Annotated in this window: 14 protein-coding genes; 5 read left to right on the top strand and 9 right to left on the bottom strand. The window is 58.3% G+C overall.

The annotated features are described in order from the left end of the window. Positions 1-221: 221 nt before the first annotated feature. Positions 222-860 carry a class I SAM-dependent methyltransferase gene (locus AC0V61_RS05460; RefSeq protein WP_486156258.1) on the top strand — a complete coding sequence of 213 codons (639 nt, stop codon included), beginning with the start codon at positions 222-224 and terminating at the stop codon, positions 858-860. An 86-nt stretch (positions 861-946) separates the two neighbouring features. Here AC0V61_RS05460 and AC0V61_RS05455 read toward each other — a convergent pair whose 3' ends face one another. Together AC0V61_RS05455 and putA are read right to left on the bottom strand one after the other, a co-directional pair. After that, complete coding sequence (locus tag AC0V61_RS05455) at positions 947-1,486, bottom strand: hypothetical protein (RefSeq protein ID WP_486156257.1); 540 nt, start codon at positions 1,484-1,486, stop codon at positions 947-949. Positions 1,487-1,531: 45 nt separating this feature from the next. Then, positions 1,532-4,693: a bifunctional proline dehydrogenase/L-glutamate gamma-semialdehyde dehydrogenase PutA gene (putA, locus tag AC0V61_RS05450; protein WP_486156256.1), complete on the bottom strand. Its 3,162-nt coding sequence runs from the start codon at positions 4,691-4,693 to the stop codon at positions 1,532-1,534. A gap of 187 nt (positions 4,694-4,880) precedes the next feature. Between putA and AC0V61_RS05445 the strand changes: the two genes are divergently transcribed. After that, positions 4,881-5,174: a YciI family protein gene (locus AC0V61_RS05445; RefSeq protein WP_486156255.1), complete on the top strand. Its 294-nt coding sequence runs from the start codon at positions 4,881-4,883 to the stop codon at positions 5,172-5,174. Between the two features lie 6 nt (positions 5,175-5,180). On the opposite strand, the gene AC0V61_RS05440 is transcribed toward AC0V61_RS05445, so the two are convergent. Genes AC0V61_RS05440 through AC0V61_RS05430 form a run of 3 tightly spaced genes read right to left on the bottom strand, consistent with a single transcriptional unit; the run spans position 5,181 to position 8,048 of the window. Continuing rightward, a complete protein-coding gene (locus AC0V61_RS05440; protein WP_486156254.1) occupies positions 5,181-6,413 on the bottom strand; it encodes a M24 family metallopeptidase in 1,233 nt (410 codons plus the stop codon). Positions 6,414-6,426: 13 nt separating this feature from the next. Beyond that, a complete protein-coding gene (mtnP, locus tag AC0V61_RS05435; RefSeq protein ID WP_486156253.1) occupies positions 6,427-7,302 on the bottom strand; it encodes an S-methyl-5'-thioadenosine phosphorylase in 876 nt (291 codons plus the stop codon). A gap of 41 nt (positions 7,303-7,343) precedes the next feature. Continuing rightward, on the bottom strand, positions 7,344-8,048 hold the full coding sequence (locus tag AC0V61_RS05430) for a glutathione S-transferase family protein (RefSeq protein ID WP_486156252.1): 705 nt from the start codon (positions 8,046-8,048) through the stop codon (positions 7,344-7,346). Between the two features lie 177 nt (positions 8,049-8,225). Between AC0V61_RS05430 and AC0V61_RS05425 the strand changes: the two genes are divergently transcribed. The 3 genes from AC0V61_RS05425 to AC0V61_RS05415 all read left to right on the top strand — a co-directional run bounded on the left by AC0V61_RS05425 (position 8,226) and on the right by AC0V61_RS05415 (position 11,938). After that, positions 8,226-9,653, top strand: coding sequence for an aldehyde dehydrogenase family protein (locus AC0V61_RS05425; RefSeq protein WP_486156251.1), 1,428 nt, complete (start codon positions 8,226-8,228; stop codon positions 9,651-9,653). A gap of 154 nt (positions 9,654-9,807) precedes the next feature. Beyond that, positions 9,808-10,545, top strand: a complete 738-nt coding sequence (locus tag AC0V61_RS05420; protein ID WP_486156250.1) for a M48 family metallopeptidase — start codon at positions 9,808-9,810, stop codon at positions 10,543-10,545. Between the two features lie 16 nt (positions 10,546-10,561). Continuing rightward, a complete protein-coding gene (locus tag AC0V61_RS05415) occupies positions 10,562-11,938 on the top strand; it encodes a phosphotransferase (protein ID WP_486156249.1) in 1,377 nt (458 codons plus the stop codon). Positions 11,939-12,043: 105 nt separating this feature from the next. Here the strand turns inward: AC0V61_RS05415 and AC0V61_RS05410 are convergent, their stop codons facing one another. The 4 genes from AC0V61_RS05410 to AC0V61_RS05395 are packed head-to-tail and all read right to left on the bottom strand — an operon-like array spanning position 12,044 to position 15,944. Then, complete coding sequence (locus AC0V61_RS05410; RefSeq protein ID WP_486156248.1) at positions 12,044-13,009, bottom strand: bile acid:sodium symporter family protein; 966 nt, start codon at positions 13,007-13,009, stop codon at positions 12,044-12,046. Positions 13,010-13,055: 46 nt separating this feature from the next. Further along, positions 13,056-13,793, bottom strand: a complete 738-nt coding sequence (locus tag AC0V61_RS05405; protein WP_486156247.1) for a sigma-70 family RNA polymerase sigma factor — start codon at positions 13,791-13,793, stop codon at positions 13,056-13,058. Beyond that, positions 13,790-14,638 (bottom strand): FHIPEP family type III secretion protein, encoded by an 849-nt coding sequence (locus AC0V61_RS05400; protein ID WP_486156246.1) that lies wholly within the window; start codon positions 14,636-14,638, stop codon positions 13,790-13,792. Before AC0V61_RS05400 ends, AC0V61_RS05405 begins: the two co-directional genes overlap by 4 nt. After that, positions 14,571-15,944: an FHIPEP family type III secretion protein gene (locus AC0V61_RS05395; protein WP_486156245.1), complete on the bottom strand. Its 1,374-nt coding sequence runs from the start codon at positions 15,942-15,944 to the stop codon at positions 14,571-14,573. Before AC0V61_RS05395 ends, AC0V61_RS05400 begins: the two co-directional genes overlap by 68 nt. Between the last annotated feature and the right edge of the window lie 9 nt (positions 15,945-15,953).

Genomic DNA, 15,953 nt, shown 5'->3' with positions numbered 1-15,953 from the left:
TGAGTGATTCCGGAAGGCAGCGGGCTGGGCAAGACAAGCGGCAAACTTATCCCGATGAGTCTGATCGGTGCATTGTCTGATAAGTGCATTGGCTGCGACAATCCGAGTGATGCCCTCTTCACACCGTCGCCAAGCGGGTCCATGAAAAGATCCTAAGGGTTAGGGCGTTTCTTCTTGTGCGAGGCGCTCCCCCTTCAGGCAAAAAGAAAGACACAACGTAGATGACTGGAAATATCAGCGCGAAATCGACCCTCAATGGGGCTCGTCGCGGGACGGCGCGGCTTAGCGGTAAACTGTTGGGGCCTTTGGGCGTGTTTGTTCAAGGCGCAATTGAAAACCCCGGCATGGTCGGCGCGCTCTTTCCATCCTCCCAAGCCACGGTCAAAGGGATGCTCAAGCGCGTTGATTGGGCCTCTTGCAAAGTTGTCGTTGAATATGGGCCGGGCGTCGGCACCTTCACGAAGCCTATCCTTGCGCTTTTGCCTGCTGATGCAAAGCTGATCGCGATTGACACCAATGCGCACTTTATCGATCATCTCAAAGAGACGATCATTGACCCGCGGTTTGAGGCGGTTTTGGGTTCGGCAGCCGACGTTGAGGCGATTGTAAAGGCGGCCGGTTTTGGGGAGGCGGATGTGGTGATCTCCGGACTTCCGTTTTCAAGCCTGCCCGCGCCGCTCGCCAAGTCGATTGTCGAGGCAAGCTACCGCGTTATGAAACCGGGCGGGGCGTTCCTCACCTATCAATATCGTCTGATCGCGCGCCGTTTGACGCAGGAAGTGTTTGACCGCGTGGATACTCAGGTGACGTGGGCCAACATGCCGCCCAACAACCTCACGTGGGGCTGGAAGGCAGCTTAAAGCTGCGGGGGTGGAAGGCAGCGTAAAGCTGCGGGGGTGGAAGGCAGCTTAAAGCTGCGGGGTTGGAAGGCGGCTTAGGCTCAGGCCTATTTGACGGCCTTCGCCCCAAGCTCAGGGTTCAGCGCGGAAATGTGATTGAGCCACTTTTTCGGACGCCTCAGCATATTGCTGGGATATTCGACTTTCAGCCCCAAAATCTTCGCCATCTCGCCCACGAAATGGATGCAATTGCGCTCGCCCAAACTGTAGCGCTTGCCGGGTTCCGTGCGCCATGCCTCTTTTTGCGCGATGATCCGATGGTACTGTTCATCGGTCAGCGTGATTGAGAAATGGCGATTGGTTTTGCGGATGTACTTATCCTTCTCGATATAGATTTCATGCGCGGTCCAACCGCTTAAAATCGCAGCGGTCGAGCTTTTGGCCGAGAAGCCATAGTTTTCCTTGATCACACGCCCATCAGCCTCAAGCGTTCCGTCAAGGACGATAAATGTGTGCGGATAGCGCCCGAATACAGAGCCGTTGAACGAGTGGAAATGGATCTCCACAGCCGCCATCGCTGCCCCGCTTGAGAGAAGCGCGAACAGGGCAAGGATCGGGGAAAGCAGGCGAAAGAGTGAACGCGTCATAGGACGCTTTCTATCGCCCCAATGCTTAACCCTGGCAATATGCTATCACAGGCTAGCAAGTAAACTTGCGTTACCGCCCGCCGCCGTTGTGTCCACGCAGGTCACCCGCTCGGTTGCAAAGCGCGCCAGATAATGCGGTCCGCCCGCCTTTGGCCCGGTGCCCGAAAGGCCCTCGCCGCCAAACGGTTGGCTTTCAACAATCGCGCCGATTTGATTGCGGTTGATATAGAAATTGCCGACCCGCGCATGGGCCGCCACAAAGCGATGCGTCGCCTCAATCCGGCTGTGGAGGCCAAGCGTGAGGCCATAACCGGTCGCGTTGATATCGGCGATGACTTGGCCCAAATCCTTCGCCTTGTAGCGCACGATATGAAGCACGGGGCCAAAGTTCTCGCGCTTCAGATCTAGGATGGAGCTGATCTCCATAATCGTTGGTGCGACAAAACATCCCTTGCTTTCAAACTCGCCCAGTTCGCGCCGCCATACGGTGAGCCCAGAAGCCGCCCGGCGTGCGATATGGCGTTCAAGCGCGGCCTGTGCATCAGGATCAATAACCGGACCCACATCGGTGGCAATATCAGCAGGATCGCCAATGTTGAGCGCCTCAAATCCGCCCCGGATCATCTCGATCATGCCATTGGCGATATCGTCTTGAAGGTAGAGGACGCGCAAGGCTGAACACCTCTGCCCCGCGCTCTGGAAAGAGGAGGCGAGCACATCGCGAACCACTTGTTCTGGTAAAGCGGAACTGTCGACGATCATCGCGTTCTGACCGCCGGTTTCGGCGATAAGCGTCGCAATCGGCCCCTCGCGAGCAGCGAGCGTTCGGTTGATCGCTTGGGCGGTTTCGGTCGAGCCTGTGAACGCAACGCCTGCAAGGCGCGGATCGCTGGTGATCATCTGGCCCACGTCGCCTGCTCCGGGAAGCAGTTGCAAAGCCTCTGGCGGAATGCCCGCTTCATGACACAGCCTCACCGCAAGAGCTGCGATAAGCGGCGTTTGTTCAGCAGGCTTGGCGATAACCGCATTGCCAGCCGCAAGAGCGGCAGACGCCATGCCGGTGAAGATCGCAAGCGGGAAATTCCATGGGCTAATCGTTGCGAAAACGCCTCGCCCGTGGAGGCGCAGGGTATTGTCCTCGCCGGTGGGTCCGGGAAGCTGCACGGGTACCTCAAACTGCCGCCGCGCTTCGGCTGCGTAATAGCGCAGGAAGTCCACCGCCTCGCGCAGTTCCGCCACGCCATCGAGCAGCGTCTTGCCCGCCTCGCGCTGACACAGCGATAGGAATTCCGGCGTGTGCGCCTCAAACAGGTCAGCGGCTTCTTCAAGCAGCAGCGCGCGTTTGTCGCCGCCTAGCGCGTCCCATCCGGGTTGAATGTCCACCGCTCTTGCAAAGGCGGCATCGACCTCTTCTTGTGTCGCATCGCGCCTTGTGCCGACTTCGGCTAAGAGGTCATGCGGCATGGTGATGGGTGCGATTTCTCCGGGTTCTTCGGCTGGGAAAGTGGGCTCTGCGTGCCAGTTAAGCGCGCTCAACTCCTCAAGCTTGGTTTGCAAAGGCGCGAGTACCAGCGGATCGGAAAGATCAACGCCCGCACTGTTGAGCCTTGCGCCCAAAATATCCTCAGGCAGCGGGATGGCGGGATTGCGGCGCGGCGTCCTTTGTTCAAGCTCGCCAATGGGATCGCGCACAAGGTCCTCAGCGGCAAATTCAGCATCGCCCATGCGGTTCACAAAGCTGGTGTTTGCACCGTTCTCCAAAAGCCGCCGCACGAGATATGCGAGCAGTTCCTTATGCCCGCCAACGGGCGCATAGATCCGCACCGGCGTTGGCGAATTGCCCTCCAGCTTGGCGAGGGCTGCATAAAGTTCTTCGCCCATCCCGTGGAGCCGCTGAAACTCAAATTCGCGCCCCTTGGAGAGTTCCTTGATCACTGCGACTGAGTTTGCGTTGTGGGTGGCAAAGGCTGGGTAAATCACGTCCTCATGCTCAAAGAGCCTCGCCGCACATGCCAAGTAGGACACATCGGTTGCAACCTTGCGGGTGAAGACGGGATAATCGCTGTATCCGCCAACCTGAGAGAGCTTAATCTCAGCGTCCCAATAGGCCCCTTTGACAAGGCGCACGAACAGCTTTCGTCCATGACGGCGCGCTAATTTCGCAATCCAATCGCATAGAGGCACGCCGCGCTTCTGATAGGCTTGGATAGCAAGGCCGAAACCTTCCCAGCTGCTGCCATCCTCTTGGCGGAATAGCGTATCATCACCCACCAGTTCCTCGATGATGTCAAGGCTGAGCTCAAGGCGCTCGGCTTCCTCTGCATCGATGGTGAAATGGATGTTGGCATCGCGCGCTTTGACCGCCAAATCGCGGACAATCGGCACAATATCGGCGCGCGCCTGATCGCTGTGGAAATGGGTGTATTTGGGGTGGAGCGCGGACAGCTTGACCGAAATGCCCGGTGATGTGCCGATACTGCCCGAAGCCTCCTTCGACAGCCGTTCAATCGCGCGTTCGTAGGACGCACGATATGCTTCCGCATCGGCATAGGTCATCGCCGCCTCGCCCAGCATATCAAAGCTATGCGTAATCCCTTTGGCGCGTTCTGGCGCTGCGCGTTTCAGCGCCTCATCCATATCGCGGCCGAACACAAACTGCCCACCAAGAATGCGCATGGCTTGCAAAGTGGCAGTGCGAATGACGGGTTCGCCAAGGCGGTTCATCGTGCGTTTCAGCGTCGATCCCATGCCGCGCTGTTGCACCTCCGGCTGTTCCAGAACCTCACCTGTCAGCATCAGTGAAAACGTCGCCGCATTCACAAAGGTTGAGGAGCTTTCGCCCAGATGCTCGCCCCAATCGATCTCACCGATTTTGTCTCGGATAAGAGCATCGGCGGTCGCATTGTCCGGCACCCGAAGGAGCGCTTCAGCAAGGCACATAAGCGCGATGCCTTCTTCGGTGTCGAGCCCATATTGCTGAAGGAATGCATCGATCCCCGATGCCTTTCGCTCGCGTGCGCCCTCAATCAGTTTGACCGACAGATCAGCGGCTTCCTGCGTGACTTTGCGCGCAGGGGACGCCTGTTTTAGGCGTTCTTCGATGCACGCCTCTTCTTCCTGACGATAGGCACGGCGAAGCTCGCCTCGATCAAGAGTTTTGAGGTCGAGCGTTTGTGCTGCGGACTTTGGCACTAGATTGGTTGTCACGAGCGTCAAATTCTCCCCTATTTGAGTCGCGTGTTTGTCACCAAGTGAACCGGCACGGCCTAGCAATCAAGCCAAGTCGCTAAAGTGCTGTAAACAGCCGGTGGAAATTTGCCCTGCTTGAAGGCCTGTCTGCGGACGAATATGGCCTATATAACACCCTCACGCTGATTCCCCTTCGGAGAGACCCATGGCCCTGTTCTGTTTTTATTGCCGCGATGGAGAGGACAGTGAAACCTTGCGCGAGTTGCACCTCAAAGAGCAGCGCAAGCATATGAAAGAGCACTCAAAAAACTATCTTGCCGCCGGGCCGCTGACGAACAAGGCGGGAGAGTTTGTGGGCTCGCTCTTGATTATCGAGGCTGATGACGAGGCCTCTGCGCGCGCGATGGTCAACGATGACCCTTACGTGACCGGCGGTGTGTGGCAGTCGATACGGGTGGACAAGTTTGAGCCTGTGAAGGGCCGCTGGAAGGATCGTTAGGGCGCTTTAGCCCATTGGGTTGTCCACGCTGGGCGCGCGCGAAGTGAAGAGGCGCGGGCCTTCCTGCGTCATGTAAATACAGTCTTCGGAGCGAACGCCGAACTTGCCCGGCAGGTAAATGCCCGGCTCATTCGAGAAGCACATGCCGGCCGCGATTGGTGTTTCATTGCCGCGCACGACGAATTGGTTTTCGTGCACATCCATGCCGATGCCGTGGCCGGTGCGGTGGGAGAGGCCGGGGGTTTTGTAGTCCGGGCCAAAACCTTGCGCCTCGTAATAGTCCCTCACCGCATCATCGACCGCGCCAAAGGTGCCGCCGATCTGCGCCATTTCCATCACGATATCCTGACCCTTGCGAACCGTTTTCCAGACGCGGGTTTGCTCTGCGTTTGCGCCGCCGTGGACCCATGTGCGCGAGATATCGGATTTGTACCCATGCACATCGCAGCCGCAGTCCATCAGGATAACTTCGCCATCCGCGACCTCGTGCACCTTTTTGGAGCCGTGGGGGTATGCGCTTGCTTCGCTTACCAGCGCCAATGCAAAGGTTGGCCTTGCGCCGTAATTGCGTGTCGCTTGCGTCATTAGAGTGCTGATATCGCGGCCCGTCATGCCTTTGGTGACTTGCGGATAGATATCGCGGTAGGCCTGCATGGTGATATCGGATGCCGCCTGCATCAGGCCAATTTCGCGCGGGGATTTTATCTGGCGCAGCGCGGCGACAACAGGCGTTGCTGATACCACTTTGCGAGAAGGTGCGTCTTTGCGCAGGCCCTCTGCGACGAAATACCGCGTGGTGCGCTCCAATCCGATCGGACCTTTCGCGCCGCGATCATCGAGCACGCTGGCAATAAGCGCGGTAGGGCTCTCATGCTCCTCCCACGTGCGCACTTCCATCGGCATGATCATAAGCTCAGCGAGTTTGCTTGCTTCAAAGGCCGGAGTGATCACGACGGGCGCGCCCTCGGCAGGGATCACCAGCGCTGTTAGGCGGCTCGATTGTCGCCATGTGAGGCCGGAGAAATAGAGCATTGAGGTGCCCGCTTCGATGACGATCCCGCCAAAGCCTTGGGCTTGCATCAGGCTTTGTGCAGCCTCAATGCGAATGGCACGTTCCTCATTGGAGATGGGTGGTGGGATGGTAATGCCGGGGCTCGCCAGCGCAGGCGCAGCCATGCCCATAGCGCCGCCCGCAGCGCCAATCGCGCTTGCCTTCAATACATCTCGCCGAGTTGCCATGGGTGGCCCCTTCCTATTTGGTTTTAAGCGCCCGTCCTGCCACAGCATCAAGCTTTGCCAAAAGTGCCGGATCGCGCTCATCCGGCGACGTCACAATCGCTGTATCAAGGCAGGTGTCGATGGGCGAAGCTTCGCGCGTTTTGGGCAAGCCAGCGATAAAATTCAGCACCGTCTTTTTGGCAAGCTCACCATTAGCCTTCATCACTTCCATGACGCTGGCAACATCGACCGCCTCTTCGCCCTCACGCCAGCAATCATAGTCGGTCGCCATTCCCATCAGCGCGTATGGAAGCTCCGCCTCGCGCGCCAATTTCGCCTCGGGCATGGCGGTCATGCCGATGATATCTGCGCCCCATGCTCTGTACATGTGGCTTTCCGCGCGGGTCGAAAATTGCGGGCCTTCCATCGCTAGATAGGTCGCGCCCACGGCGACTTTGCCTTTGGCCGCAGAGACCGCTTTGGCCGCCATTTCGGAAAGGCGCGGGCACACCGGGTCCGCCATTGAAACGTGGGCCACGCATCCGCTGGTGAAGAAACTTGAGGCGCGCGCTTTGGTGTTGTCGATGAACTGCTCAGCAATCGCAAAGCGGCCCGGTTCAATCTCTTCGCGAAGCGAGCCTACCGCGCTGATCGCGAGGATATCGGTGCACCCTGCGCGCTTTAGAGCGTCGATATTGGCGCGTGAATTGAGCTCGCTCGGGGAGGTCGGATGACCCCTTCCATGGCGTGGTAGGAACCGCACTTGCACATCGCCGATCCGGCCAAACAGGATTTCATCGGACGGATCGCCCCAAGGCGTGTCGAGGTGAAGCCACTGCTCCTCCTCGATCCCCTCAATATCGTATAGGCCAGAGCCTCCGATGATCCCGATGCACCAGTTTTTGGCCATGTTGTTTGGGCGCGTCCCTTTTTGCGTTTTCAGCGTGACCTTTAGGTCAGTTGGATACGCTCGGGCAAGGCCTTGCGAATAAAGCCGTCTGCCTTGGCAAAAGGCCCAGCGATAGAGTGCCGCGCTGTCATGTGCTCATAATGCGCGGCAAGTGCTGGATAATCGCCAAGCTCCATTTCAGCGACCATCGCAAGCTGCATAAGGCACGCTGTGACGGCGATATCGGCGATTGAAAGCGTGTCATCGACGAAGAACTCCTGTCCCTCGATCTGGCCGTTCAAATAGCCAAGGATCGGCGGAAATTCATTGGCCCATGTTTCGCGCGCCTTCTCAACGTCGGGCTCCTTGCCCTGCACAAGGTTGAAGAAGATCGGACGGAAGATGCCAAGACCGCCCGCCATGGCGAGGGTCGTGTCGGCATATTCCTCCATCATCAAAGCGCGGCCGTGGCCATAAGCGGTTGTGCCGTACAGCGAAGGTTCGGGATGCTTGCGCTCGATATAGGCACAGATGGCGGAGCTGTCGGCGATGGTGCCCGCCTCGCCTTCCTCTGACACAGAGCGGTCGCGCAGGACCGGAATTCGCCGCATGGGGGAGATGTCTTTGAACCAATCGGGCATCGGCATGATGCTCACCGCTTCAAAGTCAAATGCGACGCCTTTTTCAATGCACACGCCCATGGCTTTGCGCGCAAAAGGCGAAACGGGGCTGCCATAGATCACGAGATCGTTTGCGGCGTCAGTCATTGATTTGGTCTCCTTGCGTGTGCGCTACAAATAGAGGCGCATCGTTTGGGCGCAACGCCGCCCTATCACTTTTCATCGCCCCTCAGCCTCCACCCGTTGCAATTGGCAATTGATTTTTGCTCTCAAAGGTCCAACGTGGTTTCAAAGCAAAGTTTGAGTCTTTTGACGGAGAGAGAAATGGTCACCCAATACAAAAACCTCATCAATGGTGAGATGGTCGAAAACGGCGAATGGCTGGATGTTGTAAATCCTGCCAATGAAGAGGTGATCGGTCAGGTCCCCGCATGCGGCGCAGACGAACTCGACCGCGCGGTTGCCGCGGCGCGCGCGGCCTTCAAGACGTGGAAGAACACTTCGCATGAGGAGCGCCAAGCGGCCTGCATGGCGATTTCTGCGGCTATCAAAGACAATTCAGACGAACTTTTCCGCCTTCTGACGAGCGAGCAGGGCAAACCCCACGCGCAAGCTCAGGGCGAGATTTTTGGCGCAGCTGGCATTTCCAAAGCGCAATCAACGCTGAAACTTGAAGATGTGATCAGCGAAGATAGCGACCAGCGCCTCTCGCGCACCCGCCGCGTGCCCGTGGGCGTTGTGGGCGGCATTGTGCCCTGGAACTTCCCGCTGATGATGGCGATCCAGAAGATTGTGCCAGCGCTTATGAGCGGCTGTACGATTGTTCTGAAACCTTCGCCCTTCACGCCTCTCACCACCCTTCGCGTGGCAGAGCTGATCGCGGACAAGGTGCCTGCTGGCACCGTCAACATCATCACCGGCGAAGACATGCTTGGCCCGATGATCACGGGTCACCCGGACATCGACAAGATCACCTTCACCGGCTCAACCGAAACCGGCAAACGCATTATGGAAGGCGCATCGGCCGATCTTAAGCGCATCACGCTTGAGCTTGGCGGAAATGACGCCTCTATCGTGCTGCCAGATGCTGATCCTAAGAAGGTTGCTGAGCAGCTCTTCTGGTCATCTTTCCAGAACGCAGGCCAGGTCTGCATTGCGGCCAAGCGTGTCTATATCCACGAAGACATCTATGATGAGCTCTCCGCTGCTATCGCTGAATATGCTGCCAATGTGAAAGTGGGCGATGGGTCAGAGCAAGGCACCGGCGTCGGCCCGATCCAGAACAAGAAGCAGTATGACCGCGTCCTTGAGCTGATCGAAGATGCTAAGGACAACGGCTACAAATTCCTGACCGGCGGGGACAAGGACCCATCGGGCACAGGCTATTATGTGCCGATCACCATCCTCGATAACCCACCAGAAGACGCGCGCATTGTTGCCGAAGAACAGTTCGGCCCTGTCATGCCTTTGATGAAGTTCTCAACCGAGGACGAGGTGATCGAGCGCGCTAACAACTCAGAATACGGCCTTGCGGGCGCTGTTTGGACAGCGGACACAGACAAAGGCGTTGAGATTGCTGAGAAGCTCGAAACGGGCACCGTTTGGGTCAATGAGTTCATGCACCTGTCGCCGTTTGCGCCCTTTGGCGGTCACAAGCAATCGGGCTTTGGTGCAGAATATGGGCTCGATGGAATGAAGGAATTCACCTATCCGCAAGTGATTACGATTAAGAAGGATAACGTCGTCGCTTAAGTAATACCCCGAAATAGGGTATAGAGTAATTCCGGAGACGGGACCTAGCGCGACATAGGTCTCGTCTCTTTTGATTCTTATTTGAATTTTTTGCTTGGGAAGAGAGATAATGGGTCGTTCCAACACTTCGATGTCACGTAGAGATTTCACGGCGATGGCCGCATTGCTTGGCGGGGTCAGTCTTGCTGGTCCAGTCAGCGCGCAGAGCTTTGGCGACATCATGGGGTCCGCGAAAAAGATCGCCGAAGCCGCAAGCTATTCTGATGCGGAGATGAAGGTTTTCTTCGATCAGATGAGCGAGGATATGGACTCCAAAAATCCGGTTGCCGGACCTGATGATCCCTATGGTCAGCGTTTGGCTGCGCTCTCGCGCGGTCTTGAGAATTACGATGGGCTCGACCTTGATATCAAAGCCTACCTTGTGAGCGATGTGAACGCATTTGCCATGGCGAACGGCACAATCCGCATCTTTGCAGGGTTGATGGATGAGTTCACCGATGATGAAGTGCGCTATGTCATCGGTCACGAAATCGGCCATGTTCAGCGCGAGCATACGAAAAAACGCATGCAAGGCGCTCTGCAACAAGAAGCCGCTTTGAGTGTGGCGGGCACCGCTGATGGTCGGATTGGATCGATTGCAAATTCTGAGATTGGCAAATTCTTTGGTAACGTCATCAGCGCTCAGCACAGCCAGAAGCACGAAAAGCAGGCCGACGATTACGCGCTCGCGTTCATGCAGGACAATGGATACGACGTTCAGGCGTGTGTGACCGCGCTTGAGAAGCTGGAGGCGATGAACGGCGGCAGCGGCGGGGGCGGCATTGCCGCTTGGACCGCGACCCACCCAAGCCCCAAAGCGCGCGCCAAACGTCTTCGCAAGAAAATCGACTAGGGAGGGTTAGCCAGGCGTGGGGGACGCATCGCAAGATCAGCTATTGGAGGGGATTGCGCGGGTGTGTGCCCGCGCAGGACTTGGTGCGCCCACGGGCCTTGCCCGGCTCACGGGCGGCGCGACCATGGAAAGCTGGCATTTCTTGAGTGGCGGCGCAGGCTTTGTCCTTCGCCGCGCGCCCAGCCTTGAGTTTATGGAGGGCCGCCCCTTTGGCCATGACACCGAAGCTGCGGTAATCCGAGCAGCCAAGGCGGCCGGGGTGACGGCACCGGTCGTCGTCGCTGAGCTGGAACCCGCCGATGGCATCGGTTCTGGCTTTGTCATGCAAGCGCTTCCCGGCACCCCGAACCCCAAGGAGATTTTGGAGTTTGAAGGCCGGGGCGAGATTTTGAAACAGGCCGCAAGGGACCTGGCGCGCATTCACTCGCTCGGGCGCGATGACGTACCCGCTGATGTGCCGGTAATGGACTACCGCGCGGAAATTGCACGGCTGCGTGAACAGTTCGAAGAGGCTGGCGGGGATCGCCCGATTATCGCGCTGGGCCTTAAATGGATGGAGGACAATTGTCCGCCACAGGCGACTGAGCCGGTGCTCAACCATGGCGATTATCGCATGGGCAATCTGCTGTGCGAGCCGGGTAAGCTCACGGGCGTGCTCGATTGGGAGCTTGCCCATTTTGGCGACCGCCACGAGGATTTGGCCTTCGGCTGCATGGCAGTGTGGCGTTTCCACCGATACGACCGGCCAGCTTTGGGACTTGGGGCATTGGAGGACTACTTCGCCGCTTATGAGGCGGAAAGCGGCCGCCAAGTGGACCGCAAACGCTTCCGCTATTGGCTGATCCACCGCACGGTTTGGTGGGCGCTGGGCTGTCTCAACATGGCGCGCATCTGGCGTTCGGGCGAAGACCGCATGCTAGAACGCGTGGTGATTTCGCGGCGCACGAGCGAGCAGGAATTGGACCTTCTGATGCTGCTGGAAGAGGATGCGCCCGAAGAGGAGCGGGCGCGACCGTTGGACCCGGTTTGGAAGATGGGTGCGCGCAAAGGTGAGGCAGATCGTGGAGAAATCGCTGCAGCGGTTTCCGAATGGCTCGCTACCCTAAAGGATCAGGTTTCAGGACATGACAAGTTCCAACTTGCTGTGGCTCGCAATGCATTGGGGATGATTGCTCGCGAGCTTGAGCCCACCCATCATTACGAGAACCCTGCTCAGGCTGCTTCTTTTCTGAGAGGCGAGACGTCTTTGGCTACCCCCGAAGTCTTAAAAGGACTGCGCCAAGATGCACTCGACAAACTCGGCACCGATGTCCCGAAGTACCCCGCACTCGCCGTGGCGCGAAGAAAGTGGACTGGAATAGACCAAGCTGATGTGCGCGAACTTCAGATATAACCCGGCTTACCGTCAAAGGCGATGAGCCCGCGCCCGTTCGGCCCCAAATAACTCTTTGGGGCGGGCGCGTTGTAACCACTCGGCCGGCCGCCTCGATAGGTTTAGCTAGTCACCCTTGCGCCGCCACCAGCTCGCCAGAATACTCCCGATGAGCACATGCCAAACAGCCGAAATTGCGGCGGGCACTGGCGCAAGGGCGGCCTGAGTGGCGCTTGCAAATTGCGCTTGGAACGCAGGGGTTTTGGCCAGCCCTGACCCAAGCCCCGAATTCTGCATTCCCACCTCGATAGAGATCGTGCGCGCCTCTTGCACGCCGAGCCCAAGCATGCGCGCAAGGCCATATCCCAACGCAAATCCAATCGCATGAAGCAGCAAAGTCGCCAGCAAAAGCACGCCCGCATGTTCGGCGATCTGCGCCTTGGCCCCGCCAACAATGCCGCCCACAATCAAGATCACCAGGACCACCGCCACCAGTGGGAGAAACGTGCTCACCCGTTCAGCAAAGCTTGGGAAAAGCCGGTTCAAAAGGCTCCCCAAAAGCACTGGGACCAAGACAATCGCGACCATGTTCCTCAGCAAATTCCACCGATCGATCTCGACATAGGTGCCCGCAAGCTCTCCAGTGAGAAGCGGCGTCAGGGCAATGGCTGCAAAGGTCGACACCATGGTCATCGCCACCGAAAGCGCGACATTGCCGCGCGCAAGATACGCCACAATGTTCGAGGCCGTCCCGCCCGGACAACAAGCAACAAGGATAAGGCCTACAGCCAGCCCCTCTTCCAGCCCCAGACCCCAAGCGATCCCAAAACCAGCCAGCGGCATCACCGCAAATTGCAGCGCGACCCCGGCGACCAAAGCCTTGGGAAGCTCGGTCAGCCGCCGATAGTCATCAAAGCTCAGCGTCAGCCCCATCGCGAGCATGATCAGCCCAAGCGCCACCGACAAAAGCGGCTGGCCCGCGACAGTGATGCTCCCATTGGTCATCCACGTCATCGAAGGCGGATAAACCCAAGCCAGCGCCACGCCCAAAACCGTGAGCAAGGCAAAGTTGTTGGTGAGTTTTGCGAGCAATTGGGCCTCCCTATCGCAAGGCCTCTATCGACATTCGAGCGGGCCGTCAGCCTGCTTCGAGAATCTTGCGCAAATCTTTCAGCGCCTTGGCCCGCAATTGGTGCACCCTTGGAACGCTAACCTCCAACACCTGCGCGATCTCGGTGAGGTTCAATTCCTCGACAAAGAACAATTGCAACACCAGCATAAGCCGCTCGGGCAGCTTGCTCATGGCTGCGACTAAACGCTCGCGGTCTTCTTGGCCTGATAGGATGTCGAAGGGGTCGGGCTCTTCGCTCGCGAAAGCAGAATTGCTTTCATCATAAGCGTCATTGATTGAGGTAAGCGTGACCGCCGAGGCCTCGATCTCAAGGAGCTCTGCATCGCTGATGCTCAAAGCTTTGGCAATCTGATCGCGGCTGGGCTCTTCGCCGGTGAGCGTTTTGTATTCCTCAATCACCTGCACAACGCGGGCGCGTTTCTTTCGCGCCGTTCGCGTGTCGTGCATCTGTTTGCGGATAAGATCGAACATCGCGCCGCGCACGCGAATTTTGGCATAAGCGGCAAAGCCATCTTCGGTAGGGCCATCGTGACGCCGCGCGCATTCGGTGAGCGCGACAATTCCGGATTGAACGAGATCCTCGACCTCCATCCCATCGCGCCCTGAGCCATAGATATGCCACGCTGCACGGTGGACGAGGGGCAGAAACCGGCGCACGCGGTCCTCCACCTCTTCGCGGGCGACAGCTGCGTAGGCGACCTCGCCATAGGCTTTAGCGCCAAATCCAGACACATCGTGCTTCATGCTGATACGCCTTGTGGCACGGCGGCACTATCATCGGTTTCAGAGCCGGGTGCGGGAAGACCCGTAGCGGGAGGCGCTTCCTGTCCAATCACGCTCACCACTTCGACCGGCTGGGTCGGGGGAAGCTCGTTAATGGAGAGCACGAGCGCGCGCGCGGCGCGTTGTTTTAGGAGGTTTGCCACAGCACGTCGGGCGGGCGGTTGGACAATCATGGCAACAGGTCCACCAGCCTCTTTGATGGCGGCATTGACCCGCGCAACGATGAGCGAGGCCAAGTCGGGCTCTATCAACGGTTGCCCGGTTGAAGGGTCGATCATCCCGCCAAGGATCGCGCTTTCCAACCCTGCTTCAAGGGTTACGACTTTAAGGCGTTCCTGCGGCAGAGCCACGCGTGCCACCAATCGCGCGCCAAGGTCCGCGCGCACTTTGTCTATGACGGCGTCAAAGTCCTGTGTTGTTTGCAAAGCAAGGGCGAGCGAGGTGAAGAGGGGCTGCGGGTGATTGAGCCCGATCCCATCGGCAATAAGCGCGCGCAGTATCCGGGTAAGCGCGGCCAAAGTCAGAGGCTCCGGGTGGACCGCGTCGATCAGAGCAGGCGCGCGGGTTTTGAGGTCTTCGATGATGGCGCTGACTTCGCTTGGGCCAAGGAGCTGATAGCTTTGGGTCAGGAGTTCCTGATTGGCGTGGGTTGCCACAACCGTGCTGGCGTCCACGCACATGAACCCTTCGGCGGTGGCAAGGTCGCGCTGCGACGGATCGATCCACAATGCCGGGCAATCAAAGCTGGGATCGCGTGTGTATTCGCCGCTGATGCCAAGACCGCGATAGGGGGCTTGCCTGCACATCGCCTGTGTCAATGGCGAGCAATTTGCCCGGCTTCACTGTGCCGCGCGCAATCGCCAACCCGCCAAGCAGCACTGCGTAATCGTTTGCGCCCGCCTCTAAACTGTCGCGAATGCGGAACTGGGGCAGGACAAAGCCCAGCTCGCGTGAGAGTTGCTTTCTGATGCCGGTGATCCGAGTGAGAAGCGGCGCGCCCTTCTTCTCATCGACCAGACTGACAATGCCATAGCCAAGCTCCAGTGTGACCAAGGTCTGATCAGAGACTTCGGTGATGTCGATTTTGTCGGGGGAGGGTTCTTCTTTGGGTTCCTCCTCCTCCACGATGGGCGCGTTGGCCTTCTTATAAAGGGCCCACCATATCGCTGCGGCAATCGCTGCGGCGGGGAGGAAGATGAGCTGGGGCATGGCGGGCACTGTGCCAATGGCTGCAAGGATGGCGGCAACCGGAAGCCACCCTCGTGGGTCTGCGAACTGCCCGCCAATTTGGCCTGAAAGGTCGCGTTTATCGGCAACCCGTGTGACGATGGCCGCAGCAGCGATGGAAAGGAGGAGCGCTGGCACTTGCGCGACCAAAGCGTCACCGACCGCCAAAGTGATATAGAGCTCACCCGCTTGCGCCGCAGAAAGTCCGTGGCTGATCATACCAAGCGCGAAACCTGCGATGATATTCACGCCAAGGATAAGGAGCGCTGCAATCGCATCGCCTTTCACAAACTTGGAGGCACCATCCATTGAGCCGTAGAAATCGGCCTCAATCGTAACTTCGCGGCGGCGGTCTCTTGCCTCGTCAGCGGTGATAAGGCCCGCGGCAATATCGGCGTCGATCGCCATTTGTTTGCCTGGCAAGGCGTCGAGGACGAAGCGGGCGGAGACTTCTGACACGCGGCCTGCGCCCTTGGTGATCACGATCATATTGATGATCAAAAGGATGATGAAGACAAACAGACCCACGGCAAAATTGCCCGCGACAAGAAACTGCCCAAAGCTCTCAATAATCTCGCCAGCCGCCGCGCCCCCTTCATGCCCATTGACCAGCACGATCCGTGTGGAGGCGACGTTTAACGCCAGCCTCAGGAGCGTTGCGAAAAGCAGAACGGTGGGAAAGGACGAGAAATCGAGCGGCGCGCGCGCATTCAAGGCCACCATCAAAACCGCGACTGCGACCGCGATGTTGAGCACGAAAAACATATCGAGAAGCAGCGGCGGGATCGGCAGCACGAGCAGCACAAACAGGCCGAATATGCCAACCGGCAAAGCCATAGCAGCAGGCGCTTCACGAAGGCGCTCCATCCAGGAGACGCGGGACATGGGTTCTAA

This window comes from Erythrobacter sp. JB1-4 (assembly GCF_057365025.1).
This window is presented reverse-complemented; position numbering and strand designations above follow the sequence as displayed.

What these genes read in the sequence shown, in the direction of transcription:
- AC0V61_RS05445 (WP_486156255.1), top strand. Translation starts at nt 4,881, where the DNA reads ATGGCCCTGTTCTGTTTTTATTGCCGCGATGGAGAGGACAGTGAAACC.
- AC0V61_RS05430 (WP_486156252.1), bottom strand. Translation starts at nt 8,048, where the DNA reads ATGACTGACGCCGCAAACGATCTCGTGATCTATGGCAGCCCCGTTTCG.
- AC0V61_RS05460 (WP_486156258.1), top strand. Translation starts at nt 222, where the DNA reads ATGACTGGAAATATCAGCGCGAAATCGACCCTCAATGGGGCTCGTCGC.
- AC0V61_RS05425 (WP_486156251.1), top strand. Translation starts at nt 8,226, where the DNA reads ATGGTCACCCAATACAAAAACCTCATCAATGGTGAGATGGTCGAAAAC.
- mtnP (WP_486156253.1), bottom strand. Translation starts at nt 7,302, where the DNA reads ATGGCCAAAAACTGGTGCATCGGGATCATCGGAGGCTCTGGCCTATAC.
- AC0V61_RS05400 (WP_486156246.1), bottom strand. Translation starts at nt 14,638, where the DNA reads ATGTGCAGGCAAGCCCCCTATCGCGGTCTTGGCATCAGCGGCGAATAC.
- AC0V61_RS05395 (WP_486156245.1), bottom strand. Translation starts at nt 15,944, where the DNA reads ATGTCCCGCGTCTCCTGGATGGAGCGCCTTCGTGAAGCGCCTGCTGCT.
- AC0V61_RS05455 (WP_486156257.1), bottom strand. Translation starts at nt 1,486, where the DNA reads ATGACGCGTTCACTCTTTCGCCTGCTTTCCCCGATCCTTGCCCTGTTC.
- AC0V61_RS05405 (WP_486156247.1), bottom strand. Translation starts at nt 13,793, where the DNA reads ATGAAGCACGATGTGTCTGGATTTGGCGCTAAAGCCTATGGCGAGGTC.
- AC0V61_RS05440 (WP_486156254.1), bottom strand. Translation starts at nt 6,413, where the DNA reads ATGGCAACTCGGCGAGATGTATTGAAGGCAAGCGCGATTGGCGCTGCG.
- AC0V61_RS05420 (WP_486156250.1), top strand. Translation starts at nt 9,808, where the DNA reads ATGGCCGCATTGCTTGGCGGGGTCAGTCTTGCTGGTCCAGTCAGCGCG.